We start from the raw sequence: 21,567 nt of genomic DNA on the forward strand, positions 1-21,567 counted from the left end.
AAACATCTTAAAATTTGTATGCTAAAATTGTTTATTTGAAAGCCCATTAAATGGAGGAAAAATAGGTTTGCAACCGTATAATCAATCTGTTGGCTTATTCACAGATCTATATCAGCTATCTATGTCTTATGGATATTGGAAAGCTGGCCTGGAGCACAAAGAGGCCGTATTTCAACTGTTTTTTCGCCGTGCTCCATTTCAGGGGGGATTTACTGTTACAGCAGGGCTTGAAGCCGCCATAAATTTTATAGAAAATTTTCATTTTGATTCTAGCGATCTCAGCTATTTAGCAAGCTTAGAAAATCCTGAGGGAGCACCTGCTTTTCCAAGTGACTTTCTAGAATATTTATCTAAGATGAGGTTTTCTTGCCATTTAGATGCAATACCTGAAGGTACTCTTGTTTTTCCCTATGAGCCTTTATTGCGCATTCAAGGCCCCTTAATTCAATGTCAAATTTTAGAAAGTCCCTTACTAAATTTAATTAATTTTCCTACTTTAGTAGCAACTAAGGCCGCTCGAATGCGTGTTGCCGCGCATAATGACCCAATATTAGAATTTGGCTTAAGGCGAGCTCAAGGCTTCGATGGCAGTCTTACAGCTAGCCGAGCAGCTTATATAGGGGGATGTGATGCAACCTCAAATGTTTTAGCAGGAAAATTATTTGGCATACCGGTTAAGGGCACTCATTCGCATAGCTGGGTAATGGTATTTGATGATGAATTAGAAGCTTTTAAGACTCTTGCCCAAAGTATGCCCGCTAATAGCCTCTTTCTTGTAGATACTTATGATAGCCTTGAAGGAGTAAAAAAAGCTATACAAGTAGGCCAGTGGCTAAAAAGCCAAGGTAAAACCTTCCATGGTATACGCCTAGATTCAGGAGATTTAGCTTATTTAAGTCATACGAGCCGAAAGATGTTAGATGAAGCCGGTTTTTCTCAGGCAGTCATTGTGGCAAGTAATGAATTAGATGAAACCCAAATTAGTGAACTTAAATATCAAAAGGCGCCAATAGGGGTATGGGGAGTAGGCACCCAATTAGTTACTTCTTACGATTACCCAGCGCTAGATGGTGTTTACAAGCTGTCGGCTTTGCGCGATCCTGAGGGGCCTTGGAAATATAAATTAAAATTATCCGAACAGATGATAAAAATTTCTAATCCTGGGATTTTGCAAGTGCGCCGTTTTCGCAATACTAGTTCTTCTCCTATTGCTGACATGATTTATGATATAAATATGCCCGTGAGCCCTGAACCTTGTCTTATTAACCTTAAGGATTCGACTGAACAAATTGTTCTAAAAAAAGGATTGCAAAGCGAAGAACTGCTAGTGCCTATTTTCCGCCAAGGAAAATGTGTATATCAATTGCCTAAGCTAGCGAAAATTCGTGAAAGCACTCTTCAAGCCCTCGAAAAGTTTCCTAAACATTCTAAGCTTTTAAAACACCCTTGCCCTTACCTGGTGGGCATGGAGAAATCTTTATATGCATACAAAAGTCAAGTAGTTAATCACATACGCCACCAAATTTGTCAGGACTCTCTCTTTACTAAAAAAGGTATAAAAGAGGAATAATTTATGACAGCTTTGCTGATTATCGATGTTCAGAACGATTTTTTTCCGCAAGGAGCTTTAGCTGTCAAAGAGGCTGAAAAAATTCTCCCTAATCTTAATAGAATTATACGCTATCCTTTTGAGGTAATTGTAGCTACAAAAGATTGGCATCCTCTCGATCATGTGAGCTTTGCCTCTTCTCATGGAAAAGAGGTAGAAGAGGTGATCAATATAGGTGGTTTAGAGCAAGTTTTATGGCCTGTACATTGTGTGCAAAATTCGGTAGGAGCGCAATTTTCTGCAGGCTGGGATGATCATCGAGTACAAAAAGTGATTTATAAGGGCACGGATAAAAGAATGGATAGCTATAGCGCTTTTTTTGATAATGGAAGAAGCAAAGCTACAGAATTACATAAATTTTTACAAAGCAAAGGAATTAAAAAAGTTTTTTTAGTAGGGTTGGCTACCGACTATTGTGTGAAATACTCTGCTCTTGATGCTTTAAATTTAAATTATCAAGTGTATGTAATTATTGATGCATGCAAACCTGTTAATTCATTGCCGGCAGCTGAAGAAAAACACTTAAATGAAATTCTGCAAGCGGGTGGCTCTCTTATTTATGCAAAAGATGTTGTTAAAATATTAGCTTTGAGCTCGCAGCAATAGCAATAAAACATTAATTAAAGGCTGCAAAGCATCCTTGATTAAAGCTGAAAAAGAACAATTACTAATATTTTATAAAGCATTTCATCTATCGATTGATTTTTTTTTAATAATTAAATATATTAGATTTCGTTATTAAAGGTTTCTGCTTAAATTTATAGGTTGAAGAAGTATGACTAGAGGAAATATGACAGTGTCTACATTTTGCAGTTGGCTTCATTCTAATCCTCTCAATAGCCTTATGAATAAAATCTCTAAATGGGAGGAGAAGGGGGCAGCTGGACGAGCGCGCGCTGCTAATTTGGGGGTGCTTGCGCTGGATCTTCAAGGAGTCTTTTTTAATACCTTACGTTCCCCCTTACTAGCTCTCATTGTGCCTGCCTCCTCTATGTTATCAGGGGGAGCCTCTCTTGCGCGGAGAGCAATACCTTTAACAGGATTAGATCGCCCAGCTGCTACTTTTCGACGCAAATGTATACGAGTTTTACCTATTGTTGTTTCTCATTGCCCCAATGCTAGAGACCTAGGAAGAAGCATTCTAAAGGTAGTTAACTACAGCCTTGGCTTTTTTTCTTCTCTGATTGTAGGCTTTGTTTCGGTTAAGACTAATTTATGGATCCATCATCAGTTAGGCTTGATTTGTGATCCAGAGCTTGCTAAGCAAAAGCGCAAGAATAAAGTTATCATGCATCTAAAAAAGGTGGAATGTACAAAACCTTATAGAGAAAAAATCAGGAAGAGGATTGATAAGCATACGGAAGAGAAGCTAAGAGAGTATCTGTTAGCCTCTTCATCTGCTATCAAAGAGGGGATAGTAGGTAAAAATCGGCTGTGCTTAGCTATCGAGGAAGCTACAAAGAAGAAACGTGAAGAAGCTAAAATTGATTACGAAAAGCAACGAGGCCGAGCTTTAAGTTCAGCTGAATTGGATTTAATAAAAGCTAAATATTGGAAGAATTTAAACGCTCCGTTCATATTTAAGGAAGAATTAGCGCCAGATTTTTATCCATTTTTAACTTACTATTTTAATTGGAGAAGTGATGGGAGGCTAAAAAATCAACCTTTCGCTTTTAAGTCCCTTAGTCTTTATCATGCTTATATGGCTGGCTATTATCGCTGGAATCTTACCCCTGAAGAAGTTAGTCAGACTATAAGCTCAATTATTTCAATTCGAGAGATGAAAAAGGCCAGAGTAGAAGCTACCCGAGACACTTACTATACCTTATATTTTCATACTATCTTGAAAGAGCAGAAGTGTATCGATTATGATCGAAAAATTGAGAGAGCTTTACAAGCAAAAGCAGAAGAGCTAGGCAAAAATTTATCTGCAGACGAAATTGAGGCAATCGATCAAGAAATAAAAGCATTTATTAAAACACAAGAGACGCTTCTAGAGGCCGCTCGCCGTACTAACCAGAATTTATCAATTGCTTATATTCGCCACATTATCGAGAATCAAGATTATGAGTTTAATGAGGCTGCACGCCAAGAATTGGAAGATTTTGCTTTGCAGGCAAGCCATCATCTTAAGCAAAGAATGACTGCTGCAACCGCAGAAGTAGTAAAGCGTCTTAGAAGGGCAAAAGATCGAAAAGATTTTTCTTCCATTGAGCATTTTTCTAAATTAAAAGATATAGTTACCAGGCAATTGAAACGCCGATTTATCAGCCCTTCTTCTAAAAACTCAGCATATGACCTAAAGAATGATGAAACAATCGACCAGGCGATTATGGAGTCAGCAAAAAATGCTGGAGAGTGCCAGGTTGAAAGTAGATTAGCTCAAAGTAATACCCAGTCACTGTCTAGTAAGGATAAAGAGATATTAAAAAAACATCATGAGGAAATTGAAGTTCCTAGGCTATATGAGCAGCTATGGTTAAGGAAGTCTAATAACTTTTCCCTCTTAGAAAATATACGCGAGCAAGCTTTTCATAAAATGATGAAAAAGATGTATGAAAGGTCAGATGGTAAAAGGGTACTATTTAAACAGTGGATAAAAAGAGCAGACTTGCCCAAAGGCCATGAAAACAATTTGTCTATAGATAATAAAGCTATTCTCTCTGATAAAAACTATGCCGATATCACTATTATTTTATCTAATAACGACGATATAAATTCTGCTCAAATAATCTTTAAGGGTCATGAGCGCATAAGGAATGCTAATGCTGAGTATATGGATGGACCTCTTTCAACCATAGAGTTTACATTTAAAGAGCTAGAAAAAGAATTAAGGCAAAACAAAAAAGTCTTTAAAAAGGTAGCTGCTAGATATAGGTCTAATAAGACGCGCATTCGAGAGACATACCTTGGAGTAAATGGGATTAATTATCAAGAAGAGCGCTATCAAGCTCTGCATCTTAAGCAGCAGTGTGAGGAGCATAAGCTTTGGGAGGTTTTTGGTACTTTAATTGACAAAGAGGCTGAAAGAGAAAGAGAAGTTGAGACGTTGAAAACACTCTTGAAAGAAGCCGAGCGAGAAGTTAATAAGTATAAAGGAGAGCATACTGATGTTGCTAGCCAAAATGATAGGCATCAAATTCAAACTAATTTGAATGAGTAGAGGCTTATCACTTATTTAATAGAAAAGAGGGCTAAAAAAGAAAAACTGTCAGAAATTGTAAGCGATCACGGGTAAGCCTAGCTTTAAATGTGATTATGCGAGTATTTACAAAGTCAAAAATGCTTGTAAATAGCTATTCTCTATTTATTGCACTTTCTGCCTTACATTATCTTCTGTGGATTAAGATTTTAAGCAGCTTTGTCTCCTGTGATCGCTTACCAAAAATTGCTAAAGTAAAATAATGGTGTTTAAACAAACTCCCTTTGCCCAATCTAAAAAAGAATTACCTTTTAGAACATATTTCTTTTATCAAAACATGAATTTTATTGAGCATATGTTTGCATAAAGAATGGCTCAGCAGCATATAAATTAGCTCGCAAATCTTGCAGAGAGCAAAAGGAAGATCTGTTTTTTTAGCTTCTACAGCACGGCCGTCCCATGGCTAGAGATCAGATTGCTCTACCAATTTGCAGAGAAGTAATTTCGCAAGATAAAAAGTGTAATATAATTTATGGGCTCTTGAGGATAGAGAATCCATGCGGTTGAGATGCCTAGAAGAAAAGGATAATCTACCTTATTCCTATTAAGCACTTTTATTATGGCAGAAAATTGATTCCAAAAAGCCTACAGCTCTTTTATAGAATATAGGGCCTCCTGTTAAGCTGTTATTTTTAGCTTTACCTTTCAATTGTTCATTCCTTTCTTATTTTTATTAGAACTTGCCCTTCATTTTTTTCCATGCTATAAAATGCTTAATAAAAACGGAAAGGCGAGTATGTATAAAATTTTTTTATGGGCACTGATTGGAATAATATCGGGCACGGCTCATCTTCCTCTTTTTGCAGAAGAAAAGGCAGATAAAAAAGAGGAAGAACTTATAACCTCTTCTCTTAAAGAAACAATTTCTGAAACTAAACATCAAATAACAATTAATAATATAGCAATCCCTTACAAAGCAATCGCTGGAAACATCCTGCTTAGGAATGATCACTCGAAGCCGAAAGCTACTATTTTTTATATTGCTTATTTTAAAGAAGAGGTTTTAGAACCAGCTAAACGTCCTCTTATTTTTTGTTTTAATGGAGGCCCAGGGTCTTCGTCTATATGGTTACATGTAGGTGTTTTTGGACCTCGCCGGATCCTTCTAAGCGATGAAGGAGAGGGCCTTTTTCCTTATCAAGTGATTGATAATCCTCATTCTCTCTTAGATGTAGCGGATTTGGTATTTATCGATCCGATCTCTACAGGCTATAGCCGTGTGACCTCTGGAGAAGATGCCAAACAATTTCATGGAGTGGACGAAGATATTGAGTCACTGGGTGAGTTCATTCGTCAATTTATTACGCAATACGAAAGATGGAATTCTCCTAAGCTATTAGCAGGCGAAAGCTATGGAACGACGCGTGCAGCAGGATTAGCAGGTTATTTGCATGACGAGCTAAATATTTATCTAAATGGGATGATTCTTATCTCGTCTGTATTAAACTTTCAAACGCTCAATGATTATAATGAAGGGAATGATCTTCCTTACCCCCTATATTTACCTACTTATACAGCTACTGCATGGTATCATAAAAAGCTAGGGGAAAACTTACAAAGAGACTTAGATAAAACATTGGAAATGGTTAAAGACTTTGCTTTAACAGATTATACCTCGGCTTTAATGAAAGGAGATAGTTTAAGTGCCCATGAGCATGCTAAGATTGTAGCTCAATTGGCTGATTATACAGGATTATCGCCTGAATTTATCAAAAAGGCTAATTTGCGGATTAGCCCGCAACGCTTTTCCAAAGAATTATTAAGAGCTCATGGTTTGATTGTAGGGCGTTTTGATTCTCGCTTTAAAGGAGAAGCCTTAAATCCATGTAACGATTATCCTAGCTATGATCCGAGCTTTGATGCAATTGCAGGAACTTTTACAGCTGCCTTCAATCAGTACATTAGAAAAGAGCTTAAGATAAAAAATGATCAAGAATATAAGATCTTAGCAAATATTCATTCTACTTGGAATTATAGTAAATATACCAATCAATTTTTAAATATGTCAGCTGCGTTGCGTAACGTAATGACCCAAAATAAAGCTTTAAAAGTATTTGTAGGAAGCGGCTACTATGACTTAGCTACCCCTTTTTTTGCTACTGACTATACTTTTAATCATCTACGGCATGCCTCAGACTTACAGAGTCGGGCCAGTATGCATTATTACCCGGCTGGGCATATGATGTATGTTCAAAAATTTTCTTTGATTAAAATGAAGGAGGATATAAGCCAATGGATGAAAAAACTATAGCGTTATCACAAAAACTAGGGGAAGCATGATTATTTTATTACCATCTTGCATAAGTATTTCATCTAACTCATAAGAGGAAAAAGCTTTTTTATTTTAGGGTGTTAGAGCTTTTTCTATGCTAGTTTAGGAGCTTTATTGCCGAGATTACCTTCGTAAGAGTTTTTATATCTTACTTTTACTTTAAGATAAAGCAGCTTCCTCAATTACAAGTGTCTAGTTTAAAAAACAACTAGCTTACTTCCCTTCCTTCAGAAATGAGGCAATTTCCTGAAAGGTTAAATCTCCTCTTAGAAGAAATTCTTCTATGTTGGTTGTATCCTAAGGAAAATCTATTAAGCTGAAAAATTTGCCCTATCTCCAGGAAATATTGGTAAGATGGTTATTATCTGAGTTAAGGCATTGCAGCTTCGATAGCTGTCCAATCTCTGGAGGAAGGGAGGTAAGCTGATTGTTCTAGAAGAGCAATTGCAGTCGCGATAGCTGTCTCATCTCTATAGGAATAATGGTAAGCTAGCTGCTGTTTAAATGAAGATGTTTAACCTGAGATAACTGACCTATCTCTATAGGAAGGGTGGTAAGCAGGTTGCCACTTAAGTGGAGCTTTTACAGCTTGGATAGCTGCCCGATTTCTGCAGGCAGACTGGTGAGCTGGTTATGATTTAAGCAAAGCTTTTGCAGCTGAGACAGTTGCCCGATTTCTGCAGGAAGGCTGGTGAGCTGATTTTGATTTAAGTAAAACTCTTCCAGCTGAGATAGTTGCCCGATTTCTGTAGGCAGAGCGGTGAGCTGGTTTTGATCTAAGTAAAGCCCTTTCAGCTTGGATAGCTGCCCGATTTCTGCAGGAAGGCTGGTAAGCTGGTTTTGATTTAAGTAAAGCTTTTGCAGCTGAGTCAGTTGCCCGATTTCAGTAGGCAGGGGGGTGAGCTGGTTTTGATTTAAGTAAAGCTTTTGCAGCTGAGTCAGTTGCCCGATTTCTGCAGGCAGGGCGGTGAGCTGGTTTTGATCTAAGTAAAGCGTTTGCAGCTGAGATAGCTGCCCGATTTCTGCAGGCAGAGCGGTAAGATGGTTTCGGCTTAAGTAAAGGATTTGCAGCTGAGATAACTGGAATATTTCTGGAGGTAAAAAAGTCAAGCCTACGCTAGATAAGCCTGCGCTAGATAAATATAAAGTCGTGGTATTTTTACAATTTTCCTCAATCCAATCTCTAAGTAGCTCTCCTTTTTTCTCTAGAGGCAAGTGCTTAATTTCTGCTCGGCTCAAGTATTCTCTCCCACCAGGAAGTTTTTTCCAAAGTAAAAGGCGATTAATATTTACAAGATAGTAAGAGTAATTAGCCAGCGTTAAGCCTTTTTTTTCTTCTGTTTTCTCTTTAGATTCTAAAGGAGAAATAGATTTAGATAAGGTAAAAACTTGTTTAAAAGATAGATAGACTTTTTCAGTAGAGGTAGGTACATGATTGAGTTGATAAACTTTAGCTAACATAAGAGTTTGCTGGGTAGTAGCATCTCCCCTTGGGAAATGAAGCTGTGCTATTTTTTTATAAAGAGAAGGCATGAATTCAGTAGCTAGCAGATGATGCCATCTCTTACAGACACTAAATAAGGAAGGAACTGCGCAAGCCTCTAAGATAGGGAGTAGCAATTCATTGGGTAAGCTTTCAATAGAGGCTGAAGAGATATGATGCATTTTATTTCCTGGGGTAGTAATAACTTTTTCAGTATTTTTATTTTTTAAAGACAATATAAAAAAATTAAAAAGCAAGTCAAATCAATTCGAATCCTTATCACCCGGGGGGGGGCTGTTAAGCAAAGAGCAAGCTACTGTGCTTTGTAGGCGATAGCTAGATATAGAAGGTTGTTGCTTAGCATATATTTAAGTTTTTTTACAAACTTATCTAATTGGCGTTTAGCATCGCTTGGACACGAAAACTCTTGCTGTAGGAGCTTAATAAAGGCTTTGGCTTCTTTTTCACTATCCTTGTTGTAGGGCTTCTTGCCTTGTAACCCATGTAAAAAATTTCTGATGAAAATGTAGTGTAGCGATGGGTAGAAAATGCTTACTGGCAATATTTTGTGGATATGACTTTTGGCACCAGGCGCCACCTATCCTACTTTTTTGGTTAACATGAGGTATGGGATAAGGAAATAGTTGGAAAAATGACCTTTAACTCGCAAATATAAAAGTGGGTGACTATTAAAGTTGCATGTGACTTAGGCTTAATTATCCCCTGCAAGGAAGGAGACTAAAATAGCTAAAGTAATAAAAAATTTATTATCCACACCTTTCTGATTGCGAATATAAATTTTAAAATATAAGGTAAACAAAAAGGGAGGAACTGATGGCACGCTTTTTATTTAGCTTATTCCTATGGGCGAGTACCTCTTTATTTGCTCAGAATGAATTGCCTCTTGCTTCTACGGAGATTAACAATTTTTTACATTCTTTTGATGTTGCTTGGAATACGCATAACACAAAAGCTTTAATGTCTTTATGGAGTACCCAAGGAGATTTTATGACTCCCCAGGGACGCTGGATCATGAATCCTACCCAACTTGAGAAGCACTTTGAATCTGGAAAGCTTGGTTTTTACGGAAAAAGTACGATTAGTCAATCGCTAGATGCGGCTCGTTTATTAAATCTTGAGCTTGTAATAGTCGATAGCACAGTCAGATTGAATAAAGGGGATAAAAATGATCCTCTTAACTCGATTTTGCAGCATGCCGTGTATATTTTAATAAAGAATAAAGAGCAATGGAAAATTTTAAGCCTTAGAATGTATCAATTTCAGCCTCAGTCTGTCGAATGATTATAAGACCCCTTGCATTAGAGCATCAGCCTCTTCTCTCGCCGGCTTGGCGAGATCTATGTGTAACCTATGACTTGCGTTTTGCCGAGTATAGCTTTGCCAATGCTTTTTTATTCCGAAAAAAATATGCTTATCAGTTTGTGGAATGCTCAACTCCCTGCCTTCAAGGAAGATTGCAGAATAATGAGTGTTTTGTCATTCCTAGTGTGCCTCCTAAGCAAGTAAAATTTAAACTTTCCCAGCTTGTGCCAGGCTGCATCTGCAGTTTTTTTCCTCTGCCGGATGCTTGGGCAGAAGAGTGTCAAAAGATGAATATGTCTTTGGCCTCCTGCCGAGCCGATACAGACTATCTTTTTCGCAAATCCAAACTGCAAACCTTACAGGGTAGAAAATTAAGCAGCCGAAGAAATTTATTAAATCAGCTAGAAAATAAATGTTTTCTTGAATCTAAAGAAATTAAAGAGGAAAACATACAAGAGGCTTTGGAGCTACTGGAGAAATGGCAATCGCAAAGGAAAGATTCTAAAGAAACAACCGACTACTACTCTTGTTTAGAAGCATTAACGTTAATCTCAAAACTCCATCTTTTTGGAAGAATAGCATATGCTGATGGCCAAGCTTTTGGATTTACGCTGGGTGAACTTCTGACTCCAAAGACAGCTTTATTGCATTTCACCAAAGCTTTAACCACAACTAAAGGGGCGACACCCTATCTTTATCGAGATTTTGCATTAAACCTACCTGAGAGTGTGCAGTGGATCAACTTGGAGCAAGATTTAGGGATTCCTACTCTTAGACAAGCTAAAATTGCATACAATCCTGATCTATTGTTAACTAAATGGAAAGCTTCATAAAGATTGACATAAGAAACTACCAAAGCAAAGAAAAAGCTAAGAAACAAGGCATAGCAGATAAAACTTTTTATTCCTCGTCTATTAATACGCAACGATTAAGTTTCATGGACATAGCAAAAGCAGTCTTGTGTATGATCGTTAACCATACCCACTGCTTGCATATAAGCATACATGATAGTAGGGCCTACAAATTTGAAATTCCGGCGGCGTAAATCCTTACTCAGGGCTCGTGACTCTTCTGTCTCAGCAGGAACTTCTTTGATACTTTTCCGGTAATTATTCTTAGTTTTCCCTCCTACAAATTGCCAAACGTAAGCATCAAAGGTCCCAAATTCTTCACGTACTTCCATGAATCTTTGAGCGTTGTGGATGGTCGCATGAATTTTTAAACGATTTTTGATAATCCCCGGATTTTTCATTAGATCTTCTACTTGCTCCTGAGTGAACTTAGCTACTTCTAGCCAGTTAAAATTAGCAAAGGCTTTGGCATAATTTAGACGGCGCTTAAGGATCGTCTCCCAACTGAGACCGGCTTGGGCACTCTCTAAAACTAAAAACTCGAAATGCTTAAGATCGTCATGGACGGCGACACCCCATTCATTATCGTGATATTCTTCATAAAGTTGATGATCTTTGGGCACCCAAGCACATCTTGAGCGTTCTTGTGGGTTAGTTAAATCTTTTTTCATTCAAATTCAGGGGATAAAAAATTCTTTAAATGTTTTATTCTTAGGTATTCATTTTGCTATAAAGATAAATTACTTGTATATAACATGAAAATTAAGCATATATAAAATGAATTTAAAAAGAGAGCGCTAGATGAATACTATTCCTCATTCTACACATAAAAGCCAAGAAAATAATCTTACCAGCAAAGATTTTGATGCTCTTGGTTCTACCAAAGGAAAACATCGGTCGGTACAAGATCTTATCACTCTTTTTACGCCGCCTAAAGAACAAGAAAAAGGGGAGACTAAGAAAAAAATAACAGCTAGTGTACGGAAGCGTAACTTAGAAAAAGAACGTTTAACTTCTAAAGAGAAAGAGAAGGAAGAAAAATCTTCTTTAAAAAATCCACTGCCTTCTCGCCCGCTCCTGAATAACGTGTGTTGGGATCCAGCCTCTTTAGCGCCTAGGTTAAACTCTTCTACTAGCTTTGAGCTAAGTACCTATTCTCCAAGTAATTCATCCGGCTCGAGTGATTGTATAAAAAATTTTTTACCTAATCCTGAGGGCATAAACATTTATGATTTTTTTAAAAGCGAGGAAAGTATAATTTCTTTAAAAGAAGCTAGGAATCTCCCTTTGCATGCTGTTTTGCTATCTTTACGTTTACTAGGCTACGAGGCTATAAAAGCCTCTGAAGAAAAGATATATTATTCGGAAGGCTTAAAAGAAGCGGAAAAAACTTTAAAGTTGGCTTTAGAAAAATTTTGTGGGGAATCTGAGAAGTTTTCCGCCTTTGCAGCAGACAAGGCTTTCCCCCTATGGGATTCCCAGCATGAAACGAGGCTTTTAAATTTGGTCCAAAAATTTTTAAAGGATAAAATCTTTTTGGATTCAGAGCTGATGACTGAACGTAATAAAAAAATTATTAAAAAATATGCCCCTCATACAGCAGAGTTATTTAATAATATCACCCGACTTGAAAAAAAAAGTTATCTCATACAAGAAAGAATACAATCTTTTAGGGCAGAGGGAACTGCTAAAATAAATCATTCTTCGTCTCCTCCCCGAAGTATCTCCTTTTCACCCGAGGTGAAGCCAAGTACATCTTTCTCTTCCCTTTCCTCTTTAAATATTACCTTGAGGAAGAAAGAGGAGATAAGCATAGAATCCAGGGAAACCCTAGAATATGCAAAAATTTCCAACGATTATCTTTACCTAAAGCAATTGAAATTTGCTTTAGAAGCACATAAAGCCACTTTACTAAAAATTAGCCAACATATTAAGACTTTTGATCCCATGTTGGGAATGGAAGAGTGCTTGAAGGGAACGTTTGCCGAAAAAATTGTCTATTTAATAAAGGAAAATGCAACTTCACTTTTATCCACCATCAATACTACGCCTTTAAAGTTGATAGGAAAAATATTAGTTAGAACTCTTAGCTTGATTGAAGAGCACCTAGAGAAGCAGCTAAATCCTCAATTAGAATTTATTCATTTAAAATTACTTGAAAACTTAAAATTAAGAGAAAGCGAGGTCTCCTCCAAGCAAGATTTAAAAGAGAGGGTGATCGATAATTTAGTAACAAACCCTTTAAAAAATTTTAGTGATATTGAACGCATTTTGGTAGAAGAGGATAACATTATCCATTTATATGAGGAAGGCCAAACCCTTGCTATAGCAGGAAAGACAGCTGCCGAACGCTTCTACTCTTTATTAGAAATATTCAGTACTCGTTTCTTTGGTAATCCTCACTTATTTAAATTTCTTATCGAGAGGCTAAAAAACCTCTATTCAGAAGAAAAAAGCCTACTTTCTGATCTACAAAAAGCTTATGAGGTGCTTATAAATTTACACCTTCTAGATAGGGAAGAGCTAAATAAGGAAGTAGAAGAAAACTTTGGCAAGAAAGTCTCTCTTGATAAAGCTTTAATTTATTTAAAAATTAGTTATAACTTTCTTCAACAAAATCTTGTTTATTTGATTAGTAATGTCATGCTAAATACGAGACGAAGTAAATTCCGTCAGCAAAAACTATCTCTTAAAACTCCTCGGCTTTCCTCCAAGGAAGAAAAAAATCAAATTTATGTGGTTTTTAACCAGCAAACATGCGAATTTAAATATCTAAGAAGGGATGGGATTGTTGAGAATGAGGCTATACTGACTCAGCTTTATTCTTTTAAATTCCCTTATCCGCATCAACTTATGCATACCGAGTTTGAGATTTTTTTCTCTGAAATTCATCTCCATTTTTCTTGCCCTCAAAAAGTTTATGAAAACCATGAAGCCTTGCAAGAAATGGTTTTTGACCTAGGGCTGATAGGGGAAACTTTTGAGATAGATAAGCTAGATATTCAATTAACGTAGCTTATCCCACCTCATCATTCAACAATAAAGCTATGATCTTTCTTAAGGAGATAAACGAGAGAGGCTGCAAGAAAAAGGCTAAAGAAATCTCTTTTTCCTGCTGGTAAGGGCGGCAGATCCTTTTTTCTCTCACTTATTTTGTGAATAATTTTTTATAAAAAACATTCCTCAAATATTTTCTTTTCCAAAAGCCTTGAGATTATTTGCTGATTTTATTATGTATATAAGTGCTCGTGGATAAAAAGCTTATAAATTTTACTTGTTGATTAGCAAAATGTAGCGGTTTTTTTCTTACTAATAGTTGAAAGCGGAGGGGGGATATGAATATAGCTTGGTTGTTAGCAGAGTTTATCGGCACGTTTACTCTCATCTTTATTGGTGCTGGATCCATTTGCTTAAATGAGATGACCCATGGGGGAGTGGGGTTGTTAGGAATCGCTGTTGCTCATGGCCTTGCTATTGCAGTCATGATATCAGCATTGGCACACATTTCGGGAGGAAAGTTCAATCCCGCAGTGAGTGTGGCAGTGTGGGCTAGTGGCCAGCAAAGTACAATTCTTACCTTTGCTGAAATAGTCGCTCAACTTTTAGGCGCTATTGTAGGAGCTTTTGCTTTACAGTGGGTATTTCCTGCCACTACTATTTCTATGGCTAAGTTAGGAACTCCTGTTATAGAGACTAGCTTATCTAGTTTCGTAGGAATTTTTACTGAAGCTATATTGACTTTTCTACTTGTGCTAGTGGTGTATGGAACGGTTGTAGACACACGAGGGGATTCTAAAGGCATGAGTGGGCTTGCGATCGGGGGTTTTATCTTATGTGGCATATTGATGGGAGGAGGAATAACAGGTGCTGCCATGAATCCTGCTAGAGCTTTTGGCCCGGCTCTTGTGGCAGGCGAGTGGGCTTATCAATATGTTTACTGGATAGGGCCTCTAATAGGTGGACTTCTAGCGGGAATCTTATATAGCCGCCTACTGATGAAGAGCAAGCTTTAAGAACCTCAATTTACAGTGAATTAGCTCTTAATAAGCTAATCGCTTAGTATGCTTTTTTTCTCTTCGCTAAGGTAATTGTTTTATAAGCACAATTTTTAAGATCATTCATAAATAAAAATGTTAGCTGCTTAAAAGCACACAGACAGGCGTAAGAAAGTAAAAAAAATAAAGTTAACGGTTAGGATAAAGTTTTTTAAGCTCGTTTTAAAAAGAGAGTGTTTTTATGGATAAATTTCATCACGAGAAGGTAGAATTTTTCCGGCCCGTGTTGCTTGTTTAATTAATTTCTTATAAGTTGCCATGACCCTTTAAATATACCGTTAACAGATTTCACCCTCCTCATGGCTTATTTAATCGTCATAGAAAAGAGAGTTATCTTTCATATAGGAATAAGTTAATCTTACGTAGAAATAGTTCAAGAAGTCTTAATATCTTTCTCCTTTGGCTTTTTTATAAGATCTTTGTATGTCAGCCTTTTTAAATTTTTTTATCCTTTTCTTTAAGCTTTATTAAGCTTCAAGCTAATACTTTGCTCCATTTTTTTGATTCTATCCTTTCTAATCTTTTATGAAATAAAGGCTTAAAAAGCTTAGCAACAACCAACTCTAACCTCACTTATCTAGGAAAGCAAAATATACAATGGGTGAATAGAAAAGATTTATCGACGCATGAAAAAGAAATCATGTTTTTCATTTGATTACTCTTATGAAATAGGTAGAATGGCCAATAGAGTATCAAATTAGGTGACTATGCATCAAACACCTCTTATAGAAGATCTAGCAGTAGTATTATGCATAGCGGGCATAATGACTGTACTTTTTCAAAAGATTAAGCAGCCTACTGTCCTAGGTTATCTGATAGCAGGTATTATTATCGGTCCTTACACTCCTCCCTTTTCCTTAATCGACGATGAGTTTGAAATTAAATTACTCGCTGAACTTGGGATCATCTTTTTGATGTTTTCACTAGGATTAGAATTTACTTTCGGTAAATTAAGACGACTCGGGCTATCGGCGGTTATTATAGGCTTATTTGAAGTAGTCTTAATGGTTATCCTCGGTTTTTTTGCAGGCAAAATGCTTGGTTGGTCTCCCTATGAATGCCTTTTGTTAGGCGCTGCTTTATCGATTTCTTCCACTACAATCATTGTCAAAGCTCTAGAAGAATTTAATCTAAAAAGGTTTTCATTTGCTGAGCTAATGGTTGGGGTGCTTCTAATGGAGGATTTGCTAGCTATCTTATTGCTAGTATATGTTTCAACCTTAGGGGCTCCTGTTGAAGTTCTATCCACTCAGATAGTATCAACCTCCTTAAAGCTTTTGCAGGTAATTACCAGTTGGTTTCTTGTAGGCTATCTTGCTTTGCCCTATATTATGCGGAAAATACAAAATTATATTACTGCCGAGACTTTGACCATTATCTCTGTAGGATTATGTCTTTTCCTTAGCTCTGCAGCCGTTTACTTTAACTATTCGGCCGCATTAGGGGCCTTTATTATGGGCTCTATTTTAGCCGAAACACCTTTAGCCAATAAAATTGAAAAATTGACCTTACCCATCCGTGATATATTTGCTGCAGTATTTTTTGTATCGGTAGGAATGTTAATTGATCCGCTATTGATTATGAAATATTGGCCTTCTATTCTCATCCTCTCTTTGATAACTATCGCTGGCAAGCTTTTAACTAGCGGCTTAGGAGCGCTATTAGCAGGGCAAAGGATTTCGGATTCAATAAGAATCGGCTTTAGTATGGCTCAAATAGGAGAGTTTTCATTTATCATTGTTGGATTAGGAAGTTCATTGGTAGCTACCGATGGATCTTTGTATCCTATCGTGGTCGCTATTTCAGCGATTACCACTTTTGCTACCCCTTATTTGATAAAGCTTGGCCTGCAGATTAGCTATCGTGTTGAAAACTCTGTGCCTCAGAAGGGGGCCATGCTATTGAAAAAATATCATGCTTGGATTATTCCTATTGTAAGGGGCCACTTAGGGCCCAAGGGGATGGAGGAAAAAAAGATCGTACGCTTCACTGTCAATGCTATTATTGTGGCTATCTTAGCGACAATAAGTGCCCAAGTGATTATTCCTCGCTTTCTTCCTGTAGTAGATCAACAATGGCCTTTTCAGTTTATCTTTTGGTTGATGCTCTACATACTGGCCTCTCCTTTTATTTGGGCAATGTTATTTACCTATCCCTCTTCAAAAGCCAACAAAAAAGCCTGCTTGTTACAGATATTGCTCTGGGGCATTACTGGCGTTGAATTGGGTATGTTGTCTTGTCTATACCTTTCCTTTCCCTGGATAACTGTTCCGCTAGGCATTGTGCTCTCTATTTACTTTACCCTGTTTTTTCAACCTCTTAAGAGGTGTTACACATGGTTGGAAAATAGCCTGATTAATAATTTGACTTGCAAACATGAGCTAGATGAGACTCTCTTACAAGGCTTAGCTCCGTGGGATAGTACCTTGGTAAAGATCAAAGCTAAAGAGCATTTTCCTTTTATTGGCCAAAGTTTAGAGGAATGTCGCTTGCGTCCATCGTTTGGAATTAATGTGGTGGCCATCCAAAGGCGCCTAAAGACGATTTGGTTACCTAATGCTCAAGAGCGAATTTTACCAGAGGATGAATTAGTCATTTTGGGAGAAAATGAGGAAATTAACCGATTCAATTTATCGATGCAACATATCGAAGAGTTTGCGGAGTTGGAGGAGTCGCCAGCTATGGAAATTCAAAAGATGTATGTCGATGCAAACCCCAGTCTTCTTCATTTGCCTATCTCAAGTTCTACAGTTAAGCAGCATATAAAAGGACTTATTGTAGGTTTAGAAAGAAATGGGAAGCATATTTTAAATCCTCTTTCTCCTACTATTTTACAGCAAGGAGATATTTTACTTTATATTGTTAGAAAAGATGAAAGAATCTGATAATAAATTTACCCTTTAAAGCAGCTGTGTAGATCATAAATGTTTGCATCTTTGCTATTTTTACTCTTCAACATAGTCTCCAGCATCGATTGATAAATTCTATCGCCGCTCCTGGTACTTAATGATCCGTTGTACGGCTTTCACATTGTTTCTGAATATTTTCAATAAGAGCCAGGTAGCCTATGTTTTTGCCTTTAGAAAATAGGTAAAAGCTAAATTCTTTACGCCTTAGAACGCAAAGAAAATTTATTTAACTTGGATTTTTTTATTTCTTCTTCCCTATATCTTTAAGCTTATTGAATAGTAAAAGGCTATCTTTCATATAAATTTCTTTTTATCCAATGAGTATTAAAAAGATCTAGCAAGGAATTAACTGCTCGCTTAAGCTAAAAGCCTTGCTTTTTTAAATTCTTAAATTTCGGGAATGATCCACCTACTTAAGCTCTTAAATGAAATAACACCTTTGGTATATCTAGGCGATCTTAAGCGGCCGACTAAACATTTCACTGATCTTTCAGGAAGGATGAACGAGTAAAAATCTTTTTTTGATAAAAGATTTTTTTGTTTTTTTGTTTTTTTGTTGACTATAAAATTTTTCTTTTACTATTTATACGCAGTGCTAAGGCAAAATAGAGCCATATAAACCCTGCAGATGAGAAATAATGAGATTTCCTATTAAAACACTTGTTCCGCTTGAAAAAAAATGCTGGAGTCCGAATTTTTTTAGATTTTTTACTGCTTTGATATTCTTTTTCTTACTCTTTTCTTTGAGCGGGTGCCGTTACTCTCATCGTCTCGTTCCGACTGTAAATCCTCCTTCTCTCCCTTCATTTTATGTCCCTAAAAAAATTCGTGTTGCATTAGTTCTAGGAAGTGGGGGCGTACGTGGTATGGCCCATGTAGGGGTTATTGAAGAACTTGAAGCTGCAGGAATATCGGTGGATCTAATAGTCGGATGTAGTGCAGGCAGTATCGTAGGTGCTTTATATGCGGATAATCCTTGTGCTAAATATATTAAAGAAGCCGTTTGGAACTTAAAGGCAGCTTCTTTGTTAGATTTCGACCTATGGCAATGCCGTTATGGTCTTTGTCAGGGTCGGTCGTTAAGTAAAGTTTTAAATAAATATTTAAAATCAGAAACCTTTGAAGAGCTGAAAATCCCTTTAGTGATAGTGGCTAGTGACTTAAATTCTGGAGAATTGATTCCCATAGGTTCGGGAGATGTTGAAAAAGCCGTCCAAGCCTCTTGCTCGATTCCTTTTATATTTATACCCCAGGAACACCTAGGACGTATACTAGTGGACGGGGGTGTGGTCAATCCAGTTCCGGTAGAGGTGGCGTTTGATATAGGAGCTGAGCTTATCATCGCGGTAGATCTTTGTGAACTTTTGCCCCGTACTTTTCCCACCAATCTTTTTGAAGTAGCCACCCGTAGCGCAGAGATAGCCTTTATGTGGCAAAATGAGACCTGCTGCCATCATGCGGATGTAATTATCCGTCCTAAAACTTGCGATATTGGTACTTTTAGTGATCATTTAAGAGACCAGATTTATGAAGCGGGAAGGCGTGCTGCCAGGGAGAAAATCCCTGAAATTCTGAGGAAGTTAGACGCTTTAAAATCCAACCACATTAATGATAGCTTAGAGGAAGATGATTGGTGCCTCTATTCGCCTCAATGTTATACACCTCAAATTTATTTAAAGAAAACAGCTACCGGAAATGCCCCTGATTGATGAAAAAGATCAACTTGTTAAGCTAAAGAAAAAGCATTTTTACTTTGTTTTTGGCTTTTTATTAAAGGTAAAGAAAGGCTGCAGCTTTTACTTATAGGATAATAAATTTTAGTGCGGAAAATCCCTTACAACTAGTAGGAAATACTTACTAGCGTAAGCATAGAACATGCCAGGCTTAAAGCTTATGAGGAAAGAAATATGCCCTCTAAAACCCTATACTTTTTTTGTTAGACTTTGCCCGCTTTGCTACCTGCAATTTTTATAAGTTAATGGGAAAAAAGAGAATAAAGCGACGGGCAGTTTGCCTTTTAAAAAAACGTTTGCTTAAAAAAGCTATTGGTAAGGGGCATGATGATTAGCCCTCGATCTTAAGGAGTGGCAAGCTTTTACATCTTAAAGCGTGTAGTTTTCTTCTTGCTATCTATAAGGCTAATCCTGTAAAGGTCAATCTATTGAGTACTCAAGGAAAGAACATACAATTTGCTAAATTAATTTCAGTGCTTGAGGGGGCTTTATAATGATAAACAAATGCGCTGTTAAGCTCCTTTCCCCGATCTGCTTAAGTTTAGGTGAGAGATGTCTTTAACGGTGTACTATCATCCTGATTCAGCTCTAGGCAATGATGAGGGGACTTTAATAGCATCGGAAGATGACCGCTATTTTAAGTATGAAAGTGACATGACCCGCTGGCAGTTTATAAAAATTGCTGCCCAAATAGCTATAAAAATTATCTGTACCCTAGGCGGGTATCTTTTTTGCTATAAATGTAACCAAGAAGCGCAGGTTGATTTTGCTAATCTAAAAAAAAGAAAATTTATTCATTATTGTAAAAAAAGTAGCTTAGAAGTTAATGACAATCCTTCTTTAGTCCAACAGCCTTTATTTGACCTTGCTCCAGCCCTCGAATTTAGAGCAGTTCCTTTAGAAAGTAAATCTTCTGCTAGTGATATAGCGAATAATCAAGTTATTCCTTTGGAAAAAATTTATAAAAGTTTAATAGACCAGGCGAAGGAGTATAAACATCTTCAGCACGGGGTTGAGGAATTAATTAAACGTAAGCGAGCCTGTTTTTTAGATCATCTGTATGAAGAGAGCAAAGAGATAGCTATTGCTCTAGAAAAGTTTTTAAATTTATATGCAGAGCAGCAGGATTGTTGCCAATTTATTCGGCTTCTTTCCCCTTTCTTAGAAGATGCTCATTTAATGGCTGCTTTTCAAAGAGCTATTGAGCATGTTAAAAACACTTCATCTGAGCAAAGAACAATTTACCATAAAAAATTTGAAGAATTCCAACAATCTTACACGGAGCTTTTTTCTCCCGTGGAATGGCTAATTTCGATTCATGGAAAAGTTGATTTATTTAATTTTGCTCAGGAAATGCTGGCTTTAGGGGAGTATTATTCCCCGCAGTTCCAAGATTTATATAAGGCTAAAGCAAAAATTTATAGCGAATGTTTAGCCTCTATGCACGAAAAAATAGAGGTTGATAGAGAACTGAAAAGCAGCATTTGGCAGATGTTTCAAGACTTTGTCTTTATCCAAGATCAGTTAGAGAGGAACCTAGCTGCAGATCTACAAGGGCCCACCTACGAGGTTTACTATACTCTCGGTATATTTCTAAAAGATATCTTGGTAGAAAAAGGGTATACAGAAGAGCTAGAGGCAGCCATTCATTCCAACGAGGTAGGATATACTTTCATTAGGTTGTTTTTCTTTGCTAAAACTAAAGAAACCTTGGAGGCCTTAAAAAAGCTGTTAGAGGATAAGAATATAATGAGAGCTGCTAAGAATGCTTGCCTACATGAAATTGATAAGCAAAAAGCCAAAAATCATCAAGCTAAAAAGCTATTAAAGGCAGCTCCTACTCTCCATGCATTTAAGCGACTATCATTTTATAGTGAGCAAGCAATTTTTAGAGATTTTATATACAAGCTTGTAGATATCGAACCTTTGATAAATGCAAAATTTTACGATCTAAAATTTTTTAACTTTGTGAGACAGCTGAAGAGAAGCGAATTTTTTAAAAATCGCCACCTTAGCGTTTGTGATATTGATTTTTATTTAGATTTTAGTCCCTATTTTGACCAATTAGAAGTTTATATTAGTGCTATTCATAAGATCGTATATAGCGAGGCCTAACAAACATCAAGTTAG

Annotated in this window: 14 protein-coding genes; 11 read left to right on the plus strand and 3 right to left on the minus strand. The window is 36.9% G+C overall.

The genetic code is table 11. The annotated features are described in order from the left end of the window. Positions 1-67 precede the first annotated feature (67 nt). From NEOC95_RS05730 to NEOC95_RS05745, 4 genes are all read left to right on the plus strand, one after another. Complete coding sequence (locus tag NEOC95_RS05730; protein ID WP_249270185.1) at positions 68-1,570, plus strand: nicotinate phosphoribosyltransferase; 1,503 nt, start codon at positions 68-70, stop codon at positions 1,568-1,570. A gap of 3 nt (positions 1,571-1,573) precedes the next feature. Then, positions 1,574-2,215: a bifunctional nicotinamidase/pyrazinamidase gene (gene pncA / locus NEOC95_RS05735; RefSeq protein WP_213152113.1), complete on the plus strand. Its 642-nt coding sequence runs from the start codon at positions 1,574-1,576 to the stop codon at positions 2,213-2,215. Between the two features lie 238 nt (positions 2,216-2,453). Next, positions 2,454-4,772, plus strand: coding sequence for a hypothetical protein (locus tag NEOC95_RS05740; RefSeq protein ID WP_213152114.1), 2,319 nt, complete (start codon positions 2,454-2,456; stop codon positions 4,770-4,772). Positions 4,773-5,547: 775 nt separating this feature from the next. Beyond that, entirely contained in the window at positions 5,548-7,062 is a 1,515-nt protein-coding gene (locus NEOC95_RS05745) for a S10 family peptidase (RefSeq protein WP_213152115.1), read from the plus strand. Positions 7,063-7,665: 603 nt separating this feature from the next. On the opposite strand, the gene NEOC95_RS05750 is transcribed toward NEOC95_RS05745, so the two are convergent. After that, positions 7,666-8,748 carry an F-box/LRR-repeat protein gene (locus NEOC95_RS05750; protein ID WP_213152116.1) on the minus strand — a complete coding sequence of 361 codons (1,083 nt, stop codon included), beginning with the start codon at positions 8,746-8,748 and terminating at the stop codon, positions 7,666-7,668. 131 nt (positions 8,749-8,879) lie between these two features. Beyond that, positions 8,880-9,164, minus strand: coding sequence for a hypothetical protein (locus NEOC95_RS05755; RefSeq protein ID WP_166157596.1), 285 nt, complete (start codon positions 9,162-9,164; stop codon positions 8,880-8,882). Between the two features lie 236 nt (positions 9,165-9,400). On the opposite strand from NEOC95_RS05755, the gene NEOC95_RS05760 reads away from it, so the two are divergent. Together NEOC95_RS05760 and NEOC95_RS05765 are read left to right on the plus strand one after the other, a co-directional pair. Continuing rightward, entirely contained in the window at positions 9,401-9,868 is a 468-nt protein-coding gene (locus NEOC95_RS05760; RefSeq protein ID WP_166157599.1) for a YybH family protein, read from the plus strand. Further along, entirely contained in the window at positions 9,865-10,722 is an 858-nt protein-coding gene (locus NEOC95_RS05765; RefSeq protein ID WP_213152117.1) for a DUF2156 domain-containing protein, read from the plus strand. Before NEOC95_RS05760 ends, NEOC95_RS05765 begins: the two co-directional genes overlap by 4 nt. A gap of 95 nt (positions 10,723-10,817) precedes the next feature. Here the strand turns inward: NEOC95_RS05765 and NEOC95_RS05770 are convergent, their stop codons facing one another. Further along, positions 10,818-11,411, minus strand: coding sequence for a DNA-3-methyladenine glycosylase I (locus NEOC95_RS05770; protein ID WP_166157605.1), 594 nt, complete (start codon positions 11,409-11,411; stop codon positions 10,818-10,820). Positions 11,412-11,541: 130 nt separating this feature from the next. Between NEOC95_RS05770 and NEOC95_RS05775 the strand changes: the two genes are divergently transcribed. The 5 genes from NEOC95_RS05775 to NEOC95_RS05795 all read left to right on the plus strand — a co-directional run bounded on the left by NEOC95_RS05775 (position 11,542) and on the right by NEOC95_RS05795 (position 21,552). Then, positions 11,542-13,755, plus strand: a complete 2,214-nt coding sequence (locus NEOC95_RS05775) for a hypothetical protein (protein WP_213152118.1) — start codon at positions 11,542-11,544, stop codon at positions 13,753-13,755. 320 nt (positions 13,756-14,075) lie between these two features. Continuing rightward, positions 14,076-14,753: an MIP/aquaporin family protein gene (locus tag NEOC95_RS05780; protein WP_213152119.1), complete on the plus strand. Its 678-nt coding sequence runs from the start codon at positions 14,076-14,078 to the stop codon at positions 14,751-14,753. Positions 14,754-15,502: 749 nt separating this feature from the next. Continuing rightward, the gene (locus NEOC95_RS05785) at positions 15,503-17,680 is read left to right on the plus strand and encodes a cation:proton antiporter domain-containing protein (RefSeq protein WP_213152120.1); all 2,178 of its coding nucleotides are present in this window, start codon (positions 15,503-15,505) and stop codon (positions 17,678-17,680) included. Positions 17,681-18,447: 767 nt separating this feature from the next. Further along, a complete protein-coding gene (locus NEOC95_RS05790; protein ID WP_249270186.1) occupies positions 18,448-19,413 on the plus strand; it encodes a patatin-like phospholipase family protein in 966 nt (321 codons plus the stop codon). Positions 19,414-19,989: 576 nt separating this feature from the next. Continuing rightward, positions 19,990-21,552 carry a hypothetical protein gene (locus NEOC95_RS05795; RefSeq protein ID WP_213152122.1) on the plus strand — a complete coding sequence of 521 codons (1,563 nt, stop codon included), beginning with the start codon at positions 19,990-19,992 and terminating at the stop codon, positions 21,550-21,552. Positions 21,553-21,567 lie beyond the last annotated feature (15 nt).

The sequence above is a fragment of the Neochlamydia sp. AcF95 genome (assembly GCF_018342455.1).
Classification (GTDB): Bacteria; Chlamydiota; Chlamydiia; order Chlamydiales; family Parachlamydiaceae; genus Neochlamydia.

What these genes read in the sequence shown, in the direction of transcription:
- pncA (WP_213152113.1), top strand. Translation starts at nt 1,574, where the DNA reads ATGACAGCTTTGCTGATTATCGATGTTCAGAACGATTTTTTTCCGCAA.
- NEOC95_RS05740 (WP_213152114.1), top strand. Translation starts at nt 2,454, where the DNA reads ATGAATAAAATCTCTAAATGGGAGGAGAAGGGGGCAGCTGGACGAGCG.
- NEOC95_RS05745 (WP_213152115.1), top strand. Translation starts at nt 5,548, where the DNA reads ATGTATAAAATTTTTTTATGGGCACTGATTGGAATAATATCGGGCACG.
- NEOC95_RS05750 (WP_213152116.1), bottom strand. Translation starts at nt 8,748, where the DNA reads ATGCATCATATCTCTTCAGCCTCTATTGAAAGCTTACCCAATGAATTG.
- NEOC95_RS05760 (WP_166157599.1), top strand. Translation starts at nt 9,401, where the DNA reads ATGGCACGCTTTTTATTTAGCTTATTCCTATGGGCGAGTACCTCTTTA.
- NEOC95_RS05765 (WP_213152117.1), top strand. Translation starts at nt 9,865, where the DNA reads ATGATTATAAGACCCCTTGCATTAGAGCATCAGCCTCTTCTCTCGCCG.
- NEOC95_RS05770 (WP_166157605.1), bottom strand. Translation starts at nt 11,411, where the DNA reads ATGAAAAAAGATTTAACTAACCCACAAGAACGCTCAAGATGTGCTTGG.
- NEOC95_RS05775 (WP_213152118.1), top strand. Translation starts at nt 11,542, where the DNA reads ATGAATACTATTCCTCATTCTACACATAAAAGCCAAGAAAATAATCTT.
- NEOC95_RS05780 (WP_213152119.1), top strand. Translation starts at nt 14,076, where the DNA reads ATGAATATAGCTTGGTTGTTAGCAGAGTTTATCGGCACGTTTACTCTC.
- NEOC95_RS05785 (WP_213152120.1), top strand. Translation starts at nt 15,503, where the DNA reads ATGCATCAAACACCTCTTATAGAAGATCTAGCAGTAGTATTATGCATA.
- NEOC95_RS05795 (WP_213152122.1), top strand. Translation starts at nt 19,990, where the DNA reads ATGTCTTTAACGGTGTACTATCATCCTGATTCAGCTCTAGGCAATGAT.